Below are 14,932 nucleotides of genomic sequence, written 5' to 3' on the forward strand. Positions count from 1 at the left end.
GCGAGTCTGCCTGGCAATAATTGTGGGGAGATCATCCCAAGCCAAATGCCAAGGCCGTCCAATAGGTGATCCCGGCAAAGACATAGGCCAGGGCGAACAGGTAGGCGAGCATGAAGCCCGGCCATTTCCAGCCATTGGTTTCGCGCCGCGTCACCGCAATGGTCGACATGCACTGCGGCGCGAACACGAACCAGGCCAGAAACGCCAGCGCGGTGGCCAGCGTCCAGTGGTGCTTGAGCTGGTCGCCCAGCGCGATGTCCTGGGCCTCTTCATCCTTGGAATCGACCGCGTAGCTGGTGGCAAGCGAACTGACCGCCACTTCGCGCGCGGCCATCGACGGGATCAGCGCCAGGGCAATGTCACGGTTGAAGCCGATCGGCTCGACCACCACGGCCAGGCCATTGGCAATGTGCCCGGCGATCGAGGCATCGACCTGGCTTTGGCCGGGTTCGGCGCGGGGGAAATTGAGCAGCAGCCACAGCACCACGGTGACCGTGAAGATCATCGTACCGGCCCGGCGCAGAAACACCCAGGCGCGCTGCCACAAGCCCAGCGCCAGGTCCTTGATCGTGGGTAGCTGGTATTTGGGCAATTCCATGATGAAGCCCGATGCCGCGCCCTTGGTGACCGAGCGACGCAGGATCAGGGCCACCGCCATGGCCCCGACGATGCCGGCAACATAGAGCGCGAATAGCACCAGCCCCTGCAGGCCCACACCCGGCAGCACGCGGGTGTTGGGAATGAACGCGGCGATGATCACGGCATAGACCGGCAGACGCGCCGAACAGGTCATCAGCGGCGCGATCAGGATCGTGGTCAGGCGGTCCTTGGGATCGGTGATGCTGCGCGTGGCCATGATGCCGGGAATGGCACAGGCAAAGCTGGACAGCAGCGGGATGAAACTGCGGCCGGAAAGCCCCACGCCGGCCATCATGCGGTCCATCAGGAACGCGGCGCGTGCCATGTAGCCGGTCGCTTCCATCACCAGGATGAAGAAGAACAGGATCAGGATCTGCGGCAGGAACACGATGACCGCGCCCACGCCGCCGATGATCCCTTCGGTCAGCAGGTCGCGCAGCAGCGAGGCGGGCAGTTCCGTCCGCGCCAGGTTTTGAAACGCCGTGGCCAGGCCTTCCAGCGCATCCTGGAACGGCGCCGCCCAGGAAAACACCGCCTGGAACACCACGAACAGCAGGGCAAACAGGATCGGCGGCCCTGCCCAGGGATGCAGCAGCAGCTTGTCCATCTGCGCGTGCACGCGATGGCGCGCGGTTTCCGAAAGCGTGGCCCCTTGCGCCATCTGGCGGGCCAGCAGGCGGCGTTCGGGCAAGGTGACGTGCACGCGCGGCGCGGGTGCGTTGTCACGCGCAGCCGTGTCGCGCGCAGTGGCAATGGCGGTGGCAAGCTCGGCCAGCCCCTTGCGCCGCACGGCCACGGTTTCGATCACCGGCACGCCCAGTTCGGCAGCGAGCGCGGCGGCGTCGATCGTCAACCCGTCGCGCGCGGCCAGATCGACCATGTTGAGCGCCACCACCGTGGGGCGGCCCAGTTCCAGCACTTCCTGGGCAAAGACCAGATGCTGTTCCAGGTTCGACGCATCGAGCACGATCACCAGCACATCGGGGCGAACCTGCCCCGCCTGCTCGCCCATGATGACCTTGCGGGTCACTTCCTCGTCGGGACTCGTCGCGGCAAAGCCATAGGAGCCGGGCAGGTCGACCAGCTCCACCGGCTCTCCGCTGGGCAGCAGCAGGCGGCCGGCCTTGCGCTCCACGGTGACGCCGGGATAGTTGGCGATCTTCTGGCGGGCGCCGGTCAGGGCATTGAAGAGCGCGCTCTTGCCGGCGTTGGGATTGCCGACGAGCGCAGCGACGAACGGGCCCCGGCTCATGCCGCCAGATCTTCCACATGCATGGCGCGGGCATGGATGCGGCGCAGGGCCACGGTCATCCGCCCGATCTCGATCGCCAGGGGATCGCGCCCCAGGAACACCCCGCGATAGGCCAGGCGCACTTGCGCGCCTTCGTCAAAGCCCAGGGCGCGCAGGCGCTGCGCCTCTTCGGGCACAAGCGCGGCCCAATCGACCGAAGCGATTCGGGCATCGTGGCCCAGCGGTAGTTCATCGAGCGTCACACCAGCCCCGCTGCCATAGGCCAGCCGCTTATGCAAGTCGTTCGCAAATAGATTGATCGGGGGGAGCGGGCCGGTGCCGCAAAACCCGCGCCAGCGGGTTCAAACTGTCAGCGCGCCGGATAGCGCAGGCGACCGAGCAGGCGCACCGGGCTGAAGCGTTCGCCCTCGCGCTTGAACAGCCCGGCCTTGAGCTTTTCAAAGCGCATCACGCCTTCGATCCGGCGATCCAGGAACGCGCGGGTTTCGGCATGGTCTTCGCTGCGATCCTCGGCAAAGACGGCAAGCGTGGCGGCATAGAGCGCGGCAAGCGTAGCGCGCTTGCTGTAATGGTTGAGATCGGTGGCGGTGTCCCCGGCCAGGCGCCACATGGCATCCGCACTGTGCCAGCCCAGCTTGAGGCTTTGGCCAGAGTTGCGCGGGCGGGCCATCTCGATCAAGGCGCGGCGCAACGCCTCTTCCATCCCGGCCAAGGCATCGAGGCGGAACTGCACCAGGCGGCGAATACGCTCGCGAATCGGCAGCTTGGCCAAGTCCTGCGCCGGCAGGGCGCGCGCCATGTCGGCATCGATCCGCGCGATCCAGGCCGCAATCATGGTCATCGCCGACCCGCTTTCCCCCACGCCATAGGCCAGGCGCGCAACCGCAGGGTCAAGGCCCACGGCCTGGGCCGCGCTGTCCACCGCCGCGCCGGTCCACCCGTCGAACATCGCCGCTTCGGCCACCAGCGGCGCCAGTTCCACGCGCAACTGATCGAGATCGAGGGCTTCAAGCGTGGCAAGATCGGGGGTAGCGATCATAGCGGGTCTCCTGGCGGGATCAGCGTTCAGAACGTGGGGCCATATGTCTGTGCGGCCTTGCCGCTCTGCCGCTTCTTGGCCGCGGACTCAAGCTCGTCGGAAATCGATTGGGAATGATCGAGCGCGGCATAATCGCGCGCCGAACGGCCGGAATTGTCGGGCCGGTCGGGGTTGGCGCCGGCCTTCAGGAGCGCGCGCACCAGGGCCATGTTGTGGCCATGCACGGCGGTGATCAGCGGCGTTTCCCCGGTGTTGTTGGGATCGTCCACCCGCGCACCCACGGAAATCAGGAAATCCACCCCTTCCAGGAAGGCCAGGTTGGTGGCGATCACCAGCGGCGTGGTGCCCTTGTTGTCGCGCGCGTTCACATTGGCGCCCTTGCCCACCAGGAACTGCATCCACAGCAGGTCGCGCCGCTGCGTCACGATGTGCAGCGCGGTTTCACCGGTGGAGACGTCCTTGGTGTTGACGATCTGGCTGGCGGGGTTTTGCAGCGCCTCGTTGACCTTGTCGCCGTCCTTCTTGCGCACGGCATCGAGGAACTTGTAGCTTTCCGAAAATTGGGCCAGCGCCGGGGCGGCGGGCAAGAACGCCACGGCCGGGGCCGCGATGCACGCCGCGATATACGGGGCAAGAGCGATGCGGCGCGAATTGGCCCACTTGAACGTCACGGCTGCTTTCCTCCTCATGGCCTGGCCTCCTTGTGGCCTGGCCACCATGCAGGTGGCCCTTGCAAGCGCGCTGTTAGCAGAGCATGAACCGCCACGCCATGGATCACCCTTCGTTCTTGCCGATTGTTGCCCGCAAGTGCCTGTCACGGCTCGCGCTGGCGCTCGCTCTCACGCTGCCGCTCGGCGCTTGCGGCGGGGGAACGCCCACCAGCGAGGCGCCCCTGGCCGGGGCCCAGCTCGGCGGCGATTTCACGTTGGTCGACCAGGCTGGCAAGACCGTGCGCGCCGCCGATTTCGCGGGCAAGTACACCGTGTTCTATTTCGGGTATACGTATTGCCCCGATGTCTGCCCGCTCGACACGGCCAACCTGATGCAGGGCTATCACGCCTTTGCCAAGGCGCACCCGGACCAGGCCGCCCGGCTGGTGCCGGTGTTCGTCTCGATCGATCCGGCGCGCGATACGCCCCAGGTCCTGGCCCAGTTCACCGGCAATTTCGGCAAGGAACTGGTGGGCCTGACCGGCACGCCCGAACAGATTGCCGCCGTCGCCAAGGAATTTGCGGTCTATTACGAGAAGCGCGCCGCCCCCAAGGGTTCGCCGCCGCAAGCCTATCTGATGGACCACAGCCGCGCCGCCTACCTGATGGGGCCCGATGGCAAGCCGATCGCCCTGCTGCCGGTGGAGCAGAACGGCGCCGCCGTTGCGGCCGAACTTGCGCGCTGGGTGCACTGACCATGGCCGAGACCGAACGCTTCTGGGACAAGCCGATCGAGGCGCTGAGCCGCGACGAATGGGAAGCGCTGTGCGATGGCTGCGGCAAGTGCTGCCTGCACAAGCTGGAAGACGAGGACACTGGCGAAGTCTATCATACCAACGTGGCCTGCCGCCTGCTCGATACCAAGACCGCACGCTGTTCCGATTACCGCCATCGCCGCGCCATGGTGCCCGATTGCCTGCGCCTGACGCCCCGGCTGGTGGCGCAGGTTGCCTGGCTGCCGGCGACGTGCGCCTATCGCCTGCGCGCGGCCGGAGAGCCATTGCCCGCCTGGCACTATCTGGAAAGCGGGGATCGCGATGCGGTGCACCGCGCCGGGGTTTCCGTGGTGGGCAAGGCGATCAGCGAAGTGGTGGCCGGCCCGCTGGAAAACCACATCGTCAGCGATGTGGAATGGGACGATGCAGACCGGGACAGGGGCACCCCGGAAAGCCCACGCGCGCCGATGGGCTTCCGTCTGCCGTGATCGACTGGCTGCGCCGCCTGCCCGAACCGCCCCCCAAACCGGCCTTGCCCCAGCCGCACACGGTGAAGGTTGCCGGGCGCAACCTGCCGGTGGAAATCCGCCGTCTGCCCCAGGCCCGGCGGATGACCTTGCGCCTTGCCCACGATGGCAGCGCCGCGCGCATTTCCATTCCCACCTGGGCGCGCACCGCCGATGCCGTGGCCTTTGTGCGCGACCGGGCCGATTGGCTCGCCGCACAACTCGAACGCCTGCCGCCGCCGGCACAGCTGGCGCCGGGCACCGCCCTGCCCTTTCGCGGCGACGTGCTGACCGTGGCGTGGGACGCGCGCCACCCGCGACGGCCGGTGGTGGATGACGGGCAATTGCTGGTGGGCGGCCCGGCCGAACAACTGGCTGGGCGCGTGGAGCGCTGGCTCGCCGCCGAAGCGCTGCGGCTCTGCGCGGCAGACCTGGCGCACTATTGCGCCCGTGCCGGCCTGCCGGTGCCGCGCCTGGCCTTGTCCAACGCCAAGCGCCGCTGGGGCAGTTGCGCATCGGATGGCTCGATCCGCATCAACTGGCGCCTGATCATGGCGCCAGACGCCGTGCGCCGTTCGGTGGTCGCGCACGAAGTGGCGCACCTTGTGCATTTCGATCACAGCCCCGCGTTCCATGCCCTGCTGGGCCAATTGTTCGAAGGCAGCGTGGCGGCGGCCAATCGCTGGCTCAAGGCCGAAGGGCGCGGGCTCTACCGGCTGTTCGCGTGAAAGACGCGGCGGTCCCCTCCCCGCCTTTGGCAGGGAGGATCGAACAAGTCCTCCCCATGCAATGGGGAGGGGGACCAGCCACAGGCTGGTGGAGGGGCATTTCCCGCCACGCCAAGAGACTCATTTGCGTTCCGCCCGCACCATCCCTATCTGAGGCGCGATGAAAGCCTTCTTCCGCAACGTCTCGCCGCGCCGCGCGGTGCTCGATTTCTGGAACGTGCTTGGCGCGCCCAGCGAATATCGCACGCGCGCGCTGATCATGGCCGGGCTGGTCACGGGCGGGATCTTTTACCTGATGACGCAGCAGGAAGGGCGCGGCCTGCCCAAGCCGCCCACGATCATCTATTTCGAATCCTGGCGCGCCGACCGCAGCGATGCGGAAATTCTTAAGGGCAACATCGAAGCCCAGAAGAAGGCCGATGCCGAGGCTGCCGCCGAAGATCAGCGCGCCGAAGACATCCGCAAGATGTACAAGGCCGTGGGTGCGGCCACCGGCATCGACACCCAAAAGATGTACGACGACGGCACCAAGGAGCGTGCTGCCGAAAAGAAGGCAGAGGCGGAAAAGAACGCCTCGCTCTATCGCCAGATCACCGGCAAGGCCGTACCCGCCGCGCCCACGCCCACCGCCGATGACGGCAAGCCCTGACGCAGACCGGCGCTGGCTGGCTGCGGCCGCCGCGCTGTCTGCGCGTGGCCGGCCGCTCAGCGCGCCCAATCCGGCTGTCGGTTGCGTGATCGTGCGCCAGGGCCGCGTGATCGCGCGCGGCTGGACCCAGCCCGGCGGGCGGCCCCATGCCGAAGCCATGGCCCTGGCGGGCGTGTCGGGTGATCTTGCCGGTGCCACCGTCTACGTCAGCCTCGAACCTTGCGCCCATGCCTCGGTCCGGGGGCCATCTTGCGCCGATCTGCTGGTCGCTGCCCGCCCGGCGCGCGTGGTCGTGGGGCATGGCGATCCCGATCCGCGCACGGCCGGCGCGGGCCTGGCGCGGCTGCGCGCGGCGGGCATTGCCACCGATCTGCTCCCCTCCCCCGCGTGCGCCGCGGCCCTGGCCGGTTTCCTGCTGCGCACCACGGCCGCACGGCCTCATGTCACGCTCAAGCTGGCACTTACGCTTGATGGCGCGATTGCGCTGGCCAATGGGCAAAGCCGCTGGATCACCGGGCCAGAGGCGCGCGCCCATTGCCATGCAGAGCGGGCACGGGCCGATGCCATCCTGGTGGGTGGCGGCACGCTGCGCGCCGATGCCCCCCGGCTCGATGTGCGCCTGCCCGGCCTGGAACCGCGCAGCCCGCAGCGCTGGGTGTTGACGCGGGGGTCCGCGCCCGATGGCTGGCACGCCGTGGCCGATGTAACCGCACCCCGCGCGTTTGGCGATGTCCAATGGCTGTTCGTGGAAGGCGGCGCGGGCGCTGCGGCCACGTTCCTGCGGGCCGACTTGGTCGATCGCCTGCTGCTTTATCGCGCCCCGATTCTCGTCGGACCGGGGCTTGGCGCGGTTGGTGACCTGGGGCTGGAAACGCTCGCCAGCGCCCATGGCCGATGGGGCATCGCCAGCCAGTGCCAGCTTGGCAGCGACACCCTCACCGTCTACGACCGCTGCCGCTGAACGCACAAGGAAAGCAAGCACCATGTTTACCGGGATCGTCACCGAAGTGGGCAACGTGATTGCCATTGCCGACAAGGGCGACAAGCGCGTGACCATCTCCTGCGCCATGGACCCGGCGCGCATCGCCATCGGCGCCTCGATCGCGTGCTCGGGCGTGTGCCTGACGGTGGTGGAAAAGGGCGGCGTGGCTGGTGAAGCCTGGTTTGCCGTGGACGTCTCGGGCGAGACCATCAGCCGCACCGCCCCGGCGCAGTGGCAGGCCGGCGCTCCGGTGAACCTGGAGCCTGCCCTGCGCCTGGGCGATGAACTGGGCGGCCATATCGTGACCGGCCATGTCGATGCACTGGGCGAAGTGGTGGGCATCTGCCCCGAAGGGGGCAGCTTGCGCGTCGGCATTGCGGCACCGCCCGAACTGGCACCCTATATCGCGGCCAAAGGTTCGATCACCGTGGATGGCGTTTCGCTGACCGTGAACGAAGTGGCCGACCAGGCCGATGGTTCGTGCCAGTTCGCGCTCAACATCATTCCCCACACCGCGCAGATCACCACGCTCGGCCAGTTGGCTCCGGGCCGCCGGGTAAACCTGGAGATCGACGTGCTCGCCCGCTACCTGCAACGCATGCAGAGCCTGTCGCGTCAGGCTTGAGCGAGTTCGCGCGCCAGCTGCTCCACCAGCGCAGCAGCGGGCATCGCGCGGGCCCGCGCCGCGCCGGCGCCGGCCCATTGCGCGCCAAAGCCATCCTCGCCCTGCGCCAGGGCCGCGGCATCGAGTGCCTTGCCGGCCGCATAGGCGCGCGGATAATCCGGTATGGCTGGCAGATTTTGCAGCCTGGTGAAGCGATTGACCAGGCAGCGGGCGGGCCGACCGGAAATGGCGCTGGTCATCGCGGTCTCACGGCCCTGTAGCAAGGCAGCGCGATAGCCAACGCGTGCCGCGCTTTCCGGGCAGGCGACAAAGGCGGTGCCCAATTGCGCGGCCACGGCCCCGGCGCCCAGCGCGGCGCGTATGTCATGCCCGGTCATGATACCGCCCGCCGCAACCACCGGCAGCGCGGTTTCCCTACATAGCGCCCGCACCAGATCCAGCATGGGCAGGCGCTCGTCGTGCGCGGCGGGATCGAACATGCCGCGATGGCCGCCCGCTTCCCACCCTTGCGCCACGATGAGGTCCAGCCCTGCCGCCGCAATCGCGCGCGCTTCGGCCAGGTTCGTGGCCGTGGCCGCCAGCACGCAGCCGGCCGCGCGCAGGGCGGCCAGCACGCCGGCATCGGGCAGGCCGAAATGAAAGCTGACCATGGGCGGCGCCAGTTCGACCAGCAGCGCCTGCATCGCCGCGTCATCGGCAAAGCTGCGATAGATGGTGGCGAGCGCTTCGGGCGGCTGCACGCCAAAGGCGGCGAATTGCTGCGCCAGCGCAGCAAGCCATGCCGCTTCACGCGGCGGATCGACACGCGGGGTGGCATGCACGAAGACGTTGACGTTGAATGCGTGGGGCGTGGCGGCGCGCACAGCGGCAATCATCGCGCGTGCGCCTGCCACATCGGTCGCGCCCACCGCAATCGAACCCAGGCCGCCGGCATTCGATACCGCCGCTGCCATGGCCGGGGTGGAAACCCCCGCCATCGGCGCCTGGATCAACGGCAGGCGCAGGCCGAGACGCTGCATCAGGGAAGCGGCAGCGTCTCGGCCCGGGATCATGGCATCAGGCCGTGGCGATATCGCGCAGGGCTTCGATGAACTGGTCGATATTGCCGTTGGTAAGGCCGGCAATGTTGATGCGGCCGGTGCCAGCCATATAGACCCCGTGGCGCTCGCGGATGGCCAGGATCTGCTCGCTCGACAGCGGCAGCATCGAGAACAGCCCGTTTTGCGTACCCAGCGGTGCCATGGCGATGGGGCCGACCTGCTGCGCCTGCGCCAGGCGGTCACGCACCCAGCGCATGCGATCGCGCATTTCGTCCAGTTCGGCCAGCCACAGCGCGGTCAGTTCCGCATCGGCCAGCACCAGGCGCACGGCCGCCGCGCCGTGATCGGGCGGCATCGACCACGAAGCGCGGGCGATGGTGGCGCCGTTGGACATCGCCTTGGCCAGCGCTTCCTTGTCCGCCGTCACGGCATAGAACGCACCGACGCGATCGCGATAGAGGCCGAAGTTCTTGTCGCACGAATAGGCAACCAGCGCCTCGGGCACCGCGGCAAGCACCTTGCGCAGGCCATAGGCATCGGCGTCCATGCCTTCACCCAGGCCCTGGTAGGCCAGGTCGATCAGCGGCAGCACGCCCTTGGCGGCGAGCAGCGGGGCGATCTCGTCCCACTGCGCCGGGGTATAATCGACACCGGTGGGGTTGTGGCAGCAGCCGTGCAGAAGCACCAGATCGGTGGGTTCGGCGTCTTCAAGCGCGGCCTTGAGCGCGGGCAGATCTGCCGTGCCATCAGCGGCGGTGTGCTTGAACGTCCTGAGTTCCAGGCCCGAAGCGGCGACGATCTGGGCATGGTTGGGCCAAGAAGGGGTGCCCATCCACACGCGCTTGATGCCAGCGCGCTTGGCCACTTCGATCGCCAGGCGCACGGCGCCGGTGCCGCCCGGCGCCTGCATGCCATCCACCTTGGCAGTGTCGAAATCGGCCCCGAACACATAGGGAATCAGCGCGTTGACAAAGCCCATGTCGCCTTCGGGGCCAAGGTAGGCCTTGGAATCCTGATCGGCGAGCAGCTTGGCTTCGGCGGCCTTGATCGCCTTGAACACCGGGGTTGCGCCATCGGCGGTGCGATAGACGCCCACGCCAAGGTCGATCTTGGTATCGCGCGGATCAGCATTGTGCAGCTTGATCAGCGCCAGCAAGGCATCGGCCGGTTGCGGAGCCAGGTTTTCGAGCATGGGGACTTTCTTTCACGGCTGACTGAAAAGAACGCCGCCCCCATGCCGGTGCCGGCGCGCGCGCGCAAGAGGGTTTGCACCCCGTGGCGCGCGCGCCGCCTCGTCAGAACGGCAACCAAGTCTGCTTGTGGCTGAACTTCATGTAGCCCGCGTTGATGCCCAGCCGCAGGCCCGCGCCCATGCGCACGGGAATCAGCACCACGTCGCCACGGCGCAGATAGCTGACGTTGAAGCCGCCGATCAGATAGGCCTGCCCCTCGCCCGCGCCAAAGCGATGATACATGTCGTTGGTGTCATAGAGATTGTAGACCAGCACGAACGTGTTGCCGGCATTGGCCCCCGCATCGAAACCCACCGAAGGCCCGGTCCAATAGACCGGCATGTCGCCCTCCACCTTGTGGTGCAGCGTGCCCGAGCCATAGCGCACGCCCACCACCAGCGCGCCGCCCGCCTCGCGCCCGGTGATATAGCCGATCGGCTCACCCTGCTTCTTGAGGATGTCGCGGATCATCATGGCCAGGCCCTTGGCGCCCTTGCCAAACACGCCCTCGGCCGCACCGATCAGATCGTCTTCATGCCACGACTGGCCGTTGGCACCGGCTGGCTGCGCCCCTGCCGGCGGCGGGGTGGCAGCCGACGGGGCGGCAGGCGGCAGGGGAGCGGTTGCCGGGGCGGGACTGGCATAAGGCGCACCGCTGGGCGGTGGCGTGGTGGGCGCCGGCTGCACCGGCGTGGCGCGCGGCGCGGCCGGGGTGGTGCCGGGCTGCGGCGCCAGGTCGCTGTCGATCGCGGAATTGGGATCGATCGTCTGCACCTGGGCCTGGGCCTGCGTTGGGACCAAGGGCGCTGCAACCAGGCCAAGGCCGGCAAGGCCCATGGCCATGCGATAATGGATGGCACGCTTCATTGTGTTTCCCGTCCCCTTCATGCGACCTGCCGGACATGGCGCCAGCCACGCCGCGCGGCAATCCGATTGTTTCCTTCCGCCACAGGTTTCGCCCTTCACAATGAACGGGCGATGAGCCGAGTCGAAATTGCGCCCAAACGGATTCGAACCGCGCCGGCCAGGCGCCAGGAGCGGCCAAGGCCACTGTCCACAGGGCGATCCGCAGGCCTGGGGAAAAATCACAACAGACCGCTTGCCCCGCCCCACAACCCCCGTTATAGGCCGCCCTCGCCGCTGCGATCCGGAGACGTGGGTGAGTGGCTGAAACCAACGGTTTGCTAAACCGTCGTACTGGTAAATCCGGTACCGAGGGTTCGAATCCCTCCGTCTCCGCCAAGCGGCTCGGCCATTGAAATAGCCAAGCGCTTACGGCAGCGGATGCCCAAGAAATGGCGCCCACCCGCGATTACGGACATTGATGAGCTGCGCTGCATGCTGGGCGGCGTGGCTCGGGACACCCCGATCACATTGCCAGATGAGCAGGGCCGCGGCGAGCGCGAGGGCGGGGAAAAGGACAGTTGGACCGCGTCTGTCACGCAACATCAAAATGTCCCGGACAGGGTAGAACGATGCCAAGGTTGCTCGTTGCCAGGTTCGCGCCGCCAGTACGAAGCGGTTGCGCTCAAGGCGGAGCGAGCGCGGAAGCATCATTGCGGATCATCTGCGTGATCCGCAAACGCGCGCGCATTGCTCCCAAATCGGAGGACATGGAGATTTCCCGGGGCAACGGCGTGCCTGAGGCGAAAGCCTCCTCGATTGCTTCCAGGGCGGCCTTGTCCTGCGCGACGACAGCCTTGTTTTGCGCGGCAAGGGCGCTGCTCAGAATTTCATCATCGAGGCGGAAATCTCGCGTGAGCATGATCCAGTAATGCGTGGTCGTTTCGGTTTCGGGAGTGAGGCAATGGATGAAGTTCACCTGGCCCAGTAGAGCCGAATCGGCAGAGGGACCGGAACGCGTGAAACTGCCGGCGTTGATCAGCGATATGCCAATCAAATCGGTGCCAATTCCAACGGTCACGCGCTCGGCAATGTCGGGAAAAAGGAACCGTTGAAAATCGTCGGGCGGCGTGTCGCATTCGGTTCGCGAAACGATGAGGCGCCCCTCGCGCTCCTCCACATCGGGTTTGATCAAGGCGATGCCGCCCTCGCCCACGATGCTGGCATGGATAAATCCGAGATGGCTCAGATCAAACAGATTGTCGATCAACAGCATGTAGCGAGATTTGAGCAGCGTGTAGTCGACACACTGGGTCAAACAGCCCTCGCTGCCGATCAGGCACGCCTGTTGTGGCGGCAAGGGCGTGCGTTCGCCAAGCGCCGCATCCCCCATCCAGATCCACACCAGAGGGGCGGCCTCGCGGACAAGGAATGCGTCCAGTGCGCAATTGGGAACCGAAACCGCAGTCGGCGCCGCAACGCACTTCCCCTGCAGGTCGAAGGCAAGCCCATGGTAGCCACACACGATCTTGCCGTCCTTGAGCGTACCCAGTTCCATCGGCATCATGCGGTGCGGGCAAAGACCTGCCAGGGCGTGGACCTCGCCCTGATCGTCGCGAAACACCACGACACGACGCCCGAGGTAAAAGCGCGCCATTGGCGTTTCGCTTATCTCGGAAGAAAATCCGGCGACATACCATTGGTTTACCGGCCAAGGGGCGCCCGCGTTGAGTGGATACACAAACCTCTCCTGTCTTTTGCGCGCTTCAGAATGCCGGTGCAGTCCTGGCATGAATAGTGACAATTCGGCGTTATTTCGATACAGATCGTCCACATGGATGCACTTGCCTTCGCGCTTGCCAGGATCAGGCTGACCTCGCCCCTCATTGCACGCATGCAACTTGGTCGAGATGTAGTGGTTGAAATGGGAGCCGACAGCCGCATGGATGGCGCCTGCCCGTTCCACTATCTCGTCAGCGGCACCGCGCGATTGGTTTGCGAGGACAGGGTCGAGGTATTGACCTCCGGCGACCTGATATTCCTGCCGCGATGGCCCAATTATCGGATCGAAACGGGGCTGGCCGTGCAACGGTACGGCATTCTCGATCTGGCCATGCGCGACCATGCCGAGCAATGGTCGCCAGATGACGGGCTGGACCAGTCGTTGATAATCGAAGCTGGCGAAGAACCTCTCGCGGCAACACTACTCGGCGGAATCTGTCTTTTCGAGCAGCCTCATCTGGGATCTTTGTTGCAGGATCTGCCCGCCGTGATCGTGACCAACGAATTGGGCAAAGGGACAGAAGGGCTGCTTCAGGCAGTCCTCGGGTTTGTCGACGAGGAACGCAACAGCCGCCCGGGTTATGCGGCGACCGCGGCGCGCCTGCTGGAAGCGTTGCTGATCGAGACACTGAGATCATGGACGTTGGATCATGAACATGGTCCCGGCCGGCTGCGCGGCATGACCGATCCCAAATTGGCGCGCTTGCTCCACCACATCCATGCCAAGCCAGGCATGAACTGGAATTTGGCCAGGATGGCATCTCTTGCAGGGCAGTCTCGATCCAAGTTCGCCGCTCACTTCAAGCATGCCATCGGTTCAAGCCCAGCGGACTACGTCAGACAGGTGCGCTTCGAAACAGCGCAGCAACAGCTGCTCCAGGGCGAGTCCGTGGCGAAAATCGCGCATGACTTGAACTATAGCAGCAGCTTCGCCTTCAGCCGGGCTTTTCAGCAGCACACCGGCATGAGTCCAGCGCAGCTCCGCCGCTCCGGGCGCATGACGTTTCCAGACCCCACCTGAGCGTCATTGCCGGGCCGACGCTGAACTGGCGGTTTTTACCTCCAGCCGTGGCGCTGTGGAATCTGTCCAAGCCGTCCAAGATCTGTCCTATTTGCGGCGACGATAGGTGCATTCGGCCAGAAGGCTTTGACACGTTGAAGATCTTTCCCGCAAACTCTGGATAACAAAAGATTGGGGGTAGGGAGTAGACGTCCATGGATAAGGACGAGAAACGCCGAATTGTCGTGACAGGCGCCGGCGGTTTCATAGGCAGTCGATTAGTCCATGCGTTGCTCGCCTCTCCCGATTATTCGGATTGCAATTTCGCATTGATCGACGTTACAGCACCGTCTACTTTCGAAACCGACCGCATCGAAATGATTACCGGCGACCTGACTGACGCCGGTGTTCTGGATCGGGCATTCAGCACGCCCGCCAACATCGTGTTCCATCTGGGCAGCATCCTCGGCGGCGCTGCGGAAGCGGACCCAGTGCGCGCGCGAAAAACCAATGTCGACGCGACACTGGACATGCTCGAACGCCTGCGGATTGCACAAAACCGCCCCCGCGTGGTGTTTGCAAGCTCGGTTGCTGTGTTCGGACCGGATCAGACTGATCCTGTCGACGACGAGACGACGCCTCGTCCGGCCATGGTCTACGGCTGCCACAAGCGCATGATCGAAATCGCGATTGAACACATGAGCGGGCGGGGTTGGATTGATGGCTTGGCCCTTCGCTTGCCGGGCATCGTCGCCCGCCGAGACACTGACCAGCGCCTGCGGTCCGCATTTATGAATACCTTGTTTTTTGATTATGAGGCCGGCCGTGCCCAGAGTCTTCCCGTGTCAGCAGATGGCGCCGCGTGGTGGCTCTCCGTTTCCGCCTGCGTGGCCTGCCTGGTCCACGCCGGCAGCATAGCGCCGGAAAGGCTTGGCACCCGCCGCGCCTTTACCCTGCCGGCCCAGAAAATCAGCTTTCGCGCGTTGATAGACGGCCTGGCGCAACGTTTTCCCGATAGCGGAGCCACTGTGGCGTTTCACCCGGACCCGGATGTGGAACGGCAGTTCGGGCGACAACCAGATCTGAAAACGCCTTTGGCCGACAGTCTCGGCTTCCGGCACGATGGGAGTGTAGACGCACTTATCCGGCGCATTTTCGAATGATAATTCAATAAGTTTGCTTGGGAGGA

16 protein-coding genes and 1 tRNA gene are annotated in these 14,932 nt (G+C 65.8%); 9 read left to right on the forward strand and 8 right to left on the reverse strand.

Features of this window, described 5'->3' with window-relative positions:
- Positions 1-31: 31 nt before the first annotated feature.
- From feoB to R9J51_RS19690, 4 genes are all read right to left on the reverse strand, one after another.
- A complete protein-coding gene (gene feoB / locus R9J51_RS19675) occupies positions 32-1,891 on the reverse strand; it encodes a ferrous iron transporter B (RefSeq protein WP_179505463.1) in 1,860 nt (619 codons plus the stop codon).
- Positions 1,888-2,133, reverse strand: a complete 246-nt coding sequence (locus tag R9J51_RS19680) for a FeoA domain-containing protein (RefSeq protein ID WP_110762799.1) — start codon at positions 2,131-2,133, stop codon at positions 1,888-1,890. The genes feoB and R9J51_RS19680 overlap by 4 nt, the downstream gene beginning before the upstream one ends.
- 107 nt (positions 2,134-2,240) lie before the next feature.
- The gene (locus R9J51_RS19685) at positions 2,241-2,930 is read right to left on the reverse strand and encodes a COQ9 family protein (protein ID WP_179505464.1); all 690 of its coding nucleotides are present in this window, start codon (positions 2,928-2,930) and stop codon (positions 2,241-2,243) included.
- Positions 2,931-2,956: 26 nt separating this feature from the next.
- On the reverse strand, positions 2,957-3,619 hold the full coding sequence (locus tag R9J51_RS19690) for an ankyrin repeat domain-containing protein (RefSeq protein WP_169475880.1): 663 nt from the start codon (positions 3,617-3,619) through the stop codon (positions 2,957-2,959).
- An 80-nt stretch (positions 3,620-3,699) separates the two neighbouring features.
- On the opposite strand from R9J51_RS19690, the gene R9J51_RS19695 reads away from it, so the two are divergent.
- The 6 genes from R9J51_RS19695 to R9J51_RS19720 all read left to right on the forward strand — a co-directional run bounded on the left by R9J51_RS19695 (position 3,700) and on the right by R9J51_RS19720 (position 7,846).
- Positions 3,700-4,335 carry an SCO family protein gene (locus tag R9J51_RS19695; protein ID WP_432788010.1) on the forward strand — a complete coding sequence of 212 codons (636 nt, stop codon included), beginning with the start codon at positions 3,700-3,702 and terminating at the stop codon, positions 4,333-4,335.
- Between the two features lie 2 nt (positions 4,336-4,337).
- Complete coding sequence (locus tag R9J51_RS19700; protein WP_179505466.1) at positions 4,338-4,844, forward strand: YcgN family cysteine cluster protein; 507 nt, start codon at positions 4,338-4,340, stop codon at positions 4,842-4,844.
- A complete protein-coding gene (locus R9J51_RS19705) occupies positions 4,841-5,590 on the forward strand; it encodes a M48 family metallopeptidase (protein ID WP_432787686.1) in 750 nt (249 codons plus the stop codon). The genes R9J51_RS19700 and R9J51_RS19705 overlap by 4 nt, the downstream gene beginning before the upstream one ends.
- A 160-nt stretch (positions 5,591-5,750) precedes the next feature.
- The gene (locus tag R9J51_RS19710; protein ID WP_179505468.1) at positions 5,751-6,239 is read left to right on the forward strand and encodes a hypothetical protein; all 489 of its coding nucleotides are present in this window, start codon (positions 5,751-5,753) and stop codon (positions 6,237-6,239) included.
- On the forward strand, positions 6,223-7,200 hold the full coding sequence (gene ribD, locus R9J51_RS19715; RefSeq protein ID WP_179505469.1) for a bifunctional diaminohydroxyphosphoribosylaminopyrimidine deaminase/5-amino-6-(5-phosphoribosylamino)uracil reductase RibD: 978 nt from the start codon (positions 6,223-6,225) through the stop codon (positions 7,198-7,200). The genes R9J51_RS19710 and ribD overlap by 17 nt, the downstream gene beginning before the upstream one ends.
- Positions 7,201-7,222: 22 nt before the next feature.
- On the forward strand, positions 7,223-7,846 hold the full coding sequence (locus R9J51_RS19720) for a riboflavin synthase (protein ID WP_179505470.1): 624 nt from the start codon (positions 7,223-7,225) through the stop codon (positions 7,844-7,846).
- Here R9J51_RS19720 and R9J51_RS19725 read toward each other — a convergent pair.
- The 3 genes from R9J51_RS19725 to R9J51_RS19735 form a co-directional block, all read right to left on the reverse strand.
- Complete coding sequence (locus R9J51_RS19725; RefSeq protein ID WP_179505471.1) at positions 7,837-8,898, reverse strand: nitronate monooxygenase; 1,062 nt, start codon at positions 8,896-8,898, stop codon at positions 7,837-7,839. The two genes, R9J51_RS19720 and R9J51_RS19725, sit on opposite strands and share 10 nt — an antisense overlap.
- A gap of 4 nt (positions 8,899-8,902) precedes the next feature.
- Positions 8,903-10,078, reverse strand: coding sequence for an amino acid aminotransferase (locus tag R9J51_RS19730; RefSeq protein ID WP_179505472.1), 1,176 nt, complete (start codon positions 10,076-10,078; stop codon positions 8,903-8,905).
- A gap of 103 nt (positions 10,079-10,181) precedes the next feature.
- A complete protein-coding gene (locus R9J51_RS19735; protein ID WP_168556597.1) occupies positions 10,182-10,985 on the reverse strand; it encodes a DUF1134 domain-containing protein in 804 nt (267 codons plus the stop codon).
- 282 nt (positions 10,986-11,267) lie between these two features.
- Here R9J51_RS19735 and R9J51_RS19740 point away from each other — a divergent pair.
- A tRNA-Ser gene (locus R9J51_RS19740) sits at positions 11,268-11,360 on the forward strand.
- Positions 11,361-11,646: 286 nt separating this feature from the next.
- On the opposite strand, the gene R9J51_RS19745 is transcribed toward R9J51_RS19740, so the two are convergent.
- Positions 11,647-12,795, reverse strand: coding sequence for a Rieske 2Fe-2S domain-containing protein (locus R9J51_RS19745; RefSeq protein WP_179505473.1), 1,149 nt, complete (start codon positions 12,793-12,795; stop codon positions 11,647-11,649).
- Between R9J51_RS19745 and R9J51_RS19750 the strand changes: the two genes are divergently transcribed.
- Both R9J51_RS19750 and R9J51_RS19755 read left to right on the forward strand, forming a co-directional pair.
- Positions 12,796-13,764 carry an AraC family transcriptional regulator gene (locus tag R9J51_RS19750; RefSeq protein ID WP_179505474.1) on the forward strand — a complete coding sequence of 323 codons (969 nt, stop codon included), beginning with the start codon at positions 12,796-12,798 and terminating at the stop codon, positions 13,762-13,764. It begins immediately after the preceding gene.
- A gap of 194 nt (positions 13,765-13,958) precedes the next feature.
- Positions 13,959-14,906: an NAD-dependent epimerase/dehydratase family protein gene (locus R9J51_RS19755; protein WP_179505475.1), complete on the forward strand. Its 948-nt coding sequence runs from the start codon at positions 13,959-13,961 to the stop codon at positions 14,904-14,906.
- The last annotated feature ends 26 nt before the right edge of the window (positions 14,907-14,932 follow it).

Origin of the sequence: Novosphingobium rhizosphaerae (assembly GCF_050920675.1) — a bacterium.
GTDB classification, from domain to species: domain Bacteria; phylum Pseudomonadota; class Alphaproteobacteria; order Sphingomonadales; family Sphingomonadaceae; genus Novosphingobium; species Novosphingobium rhizosphaerae.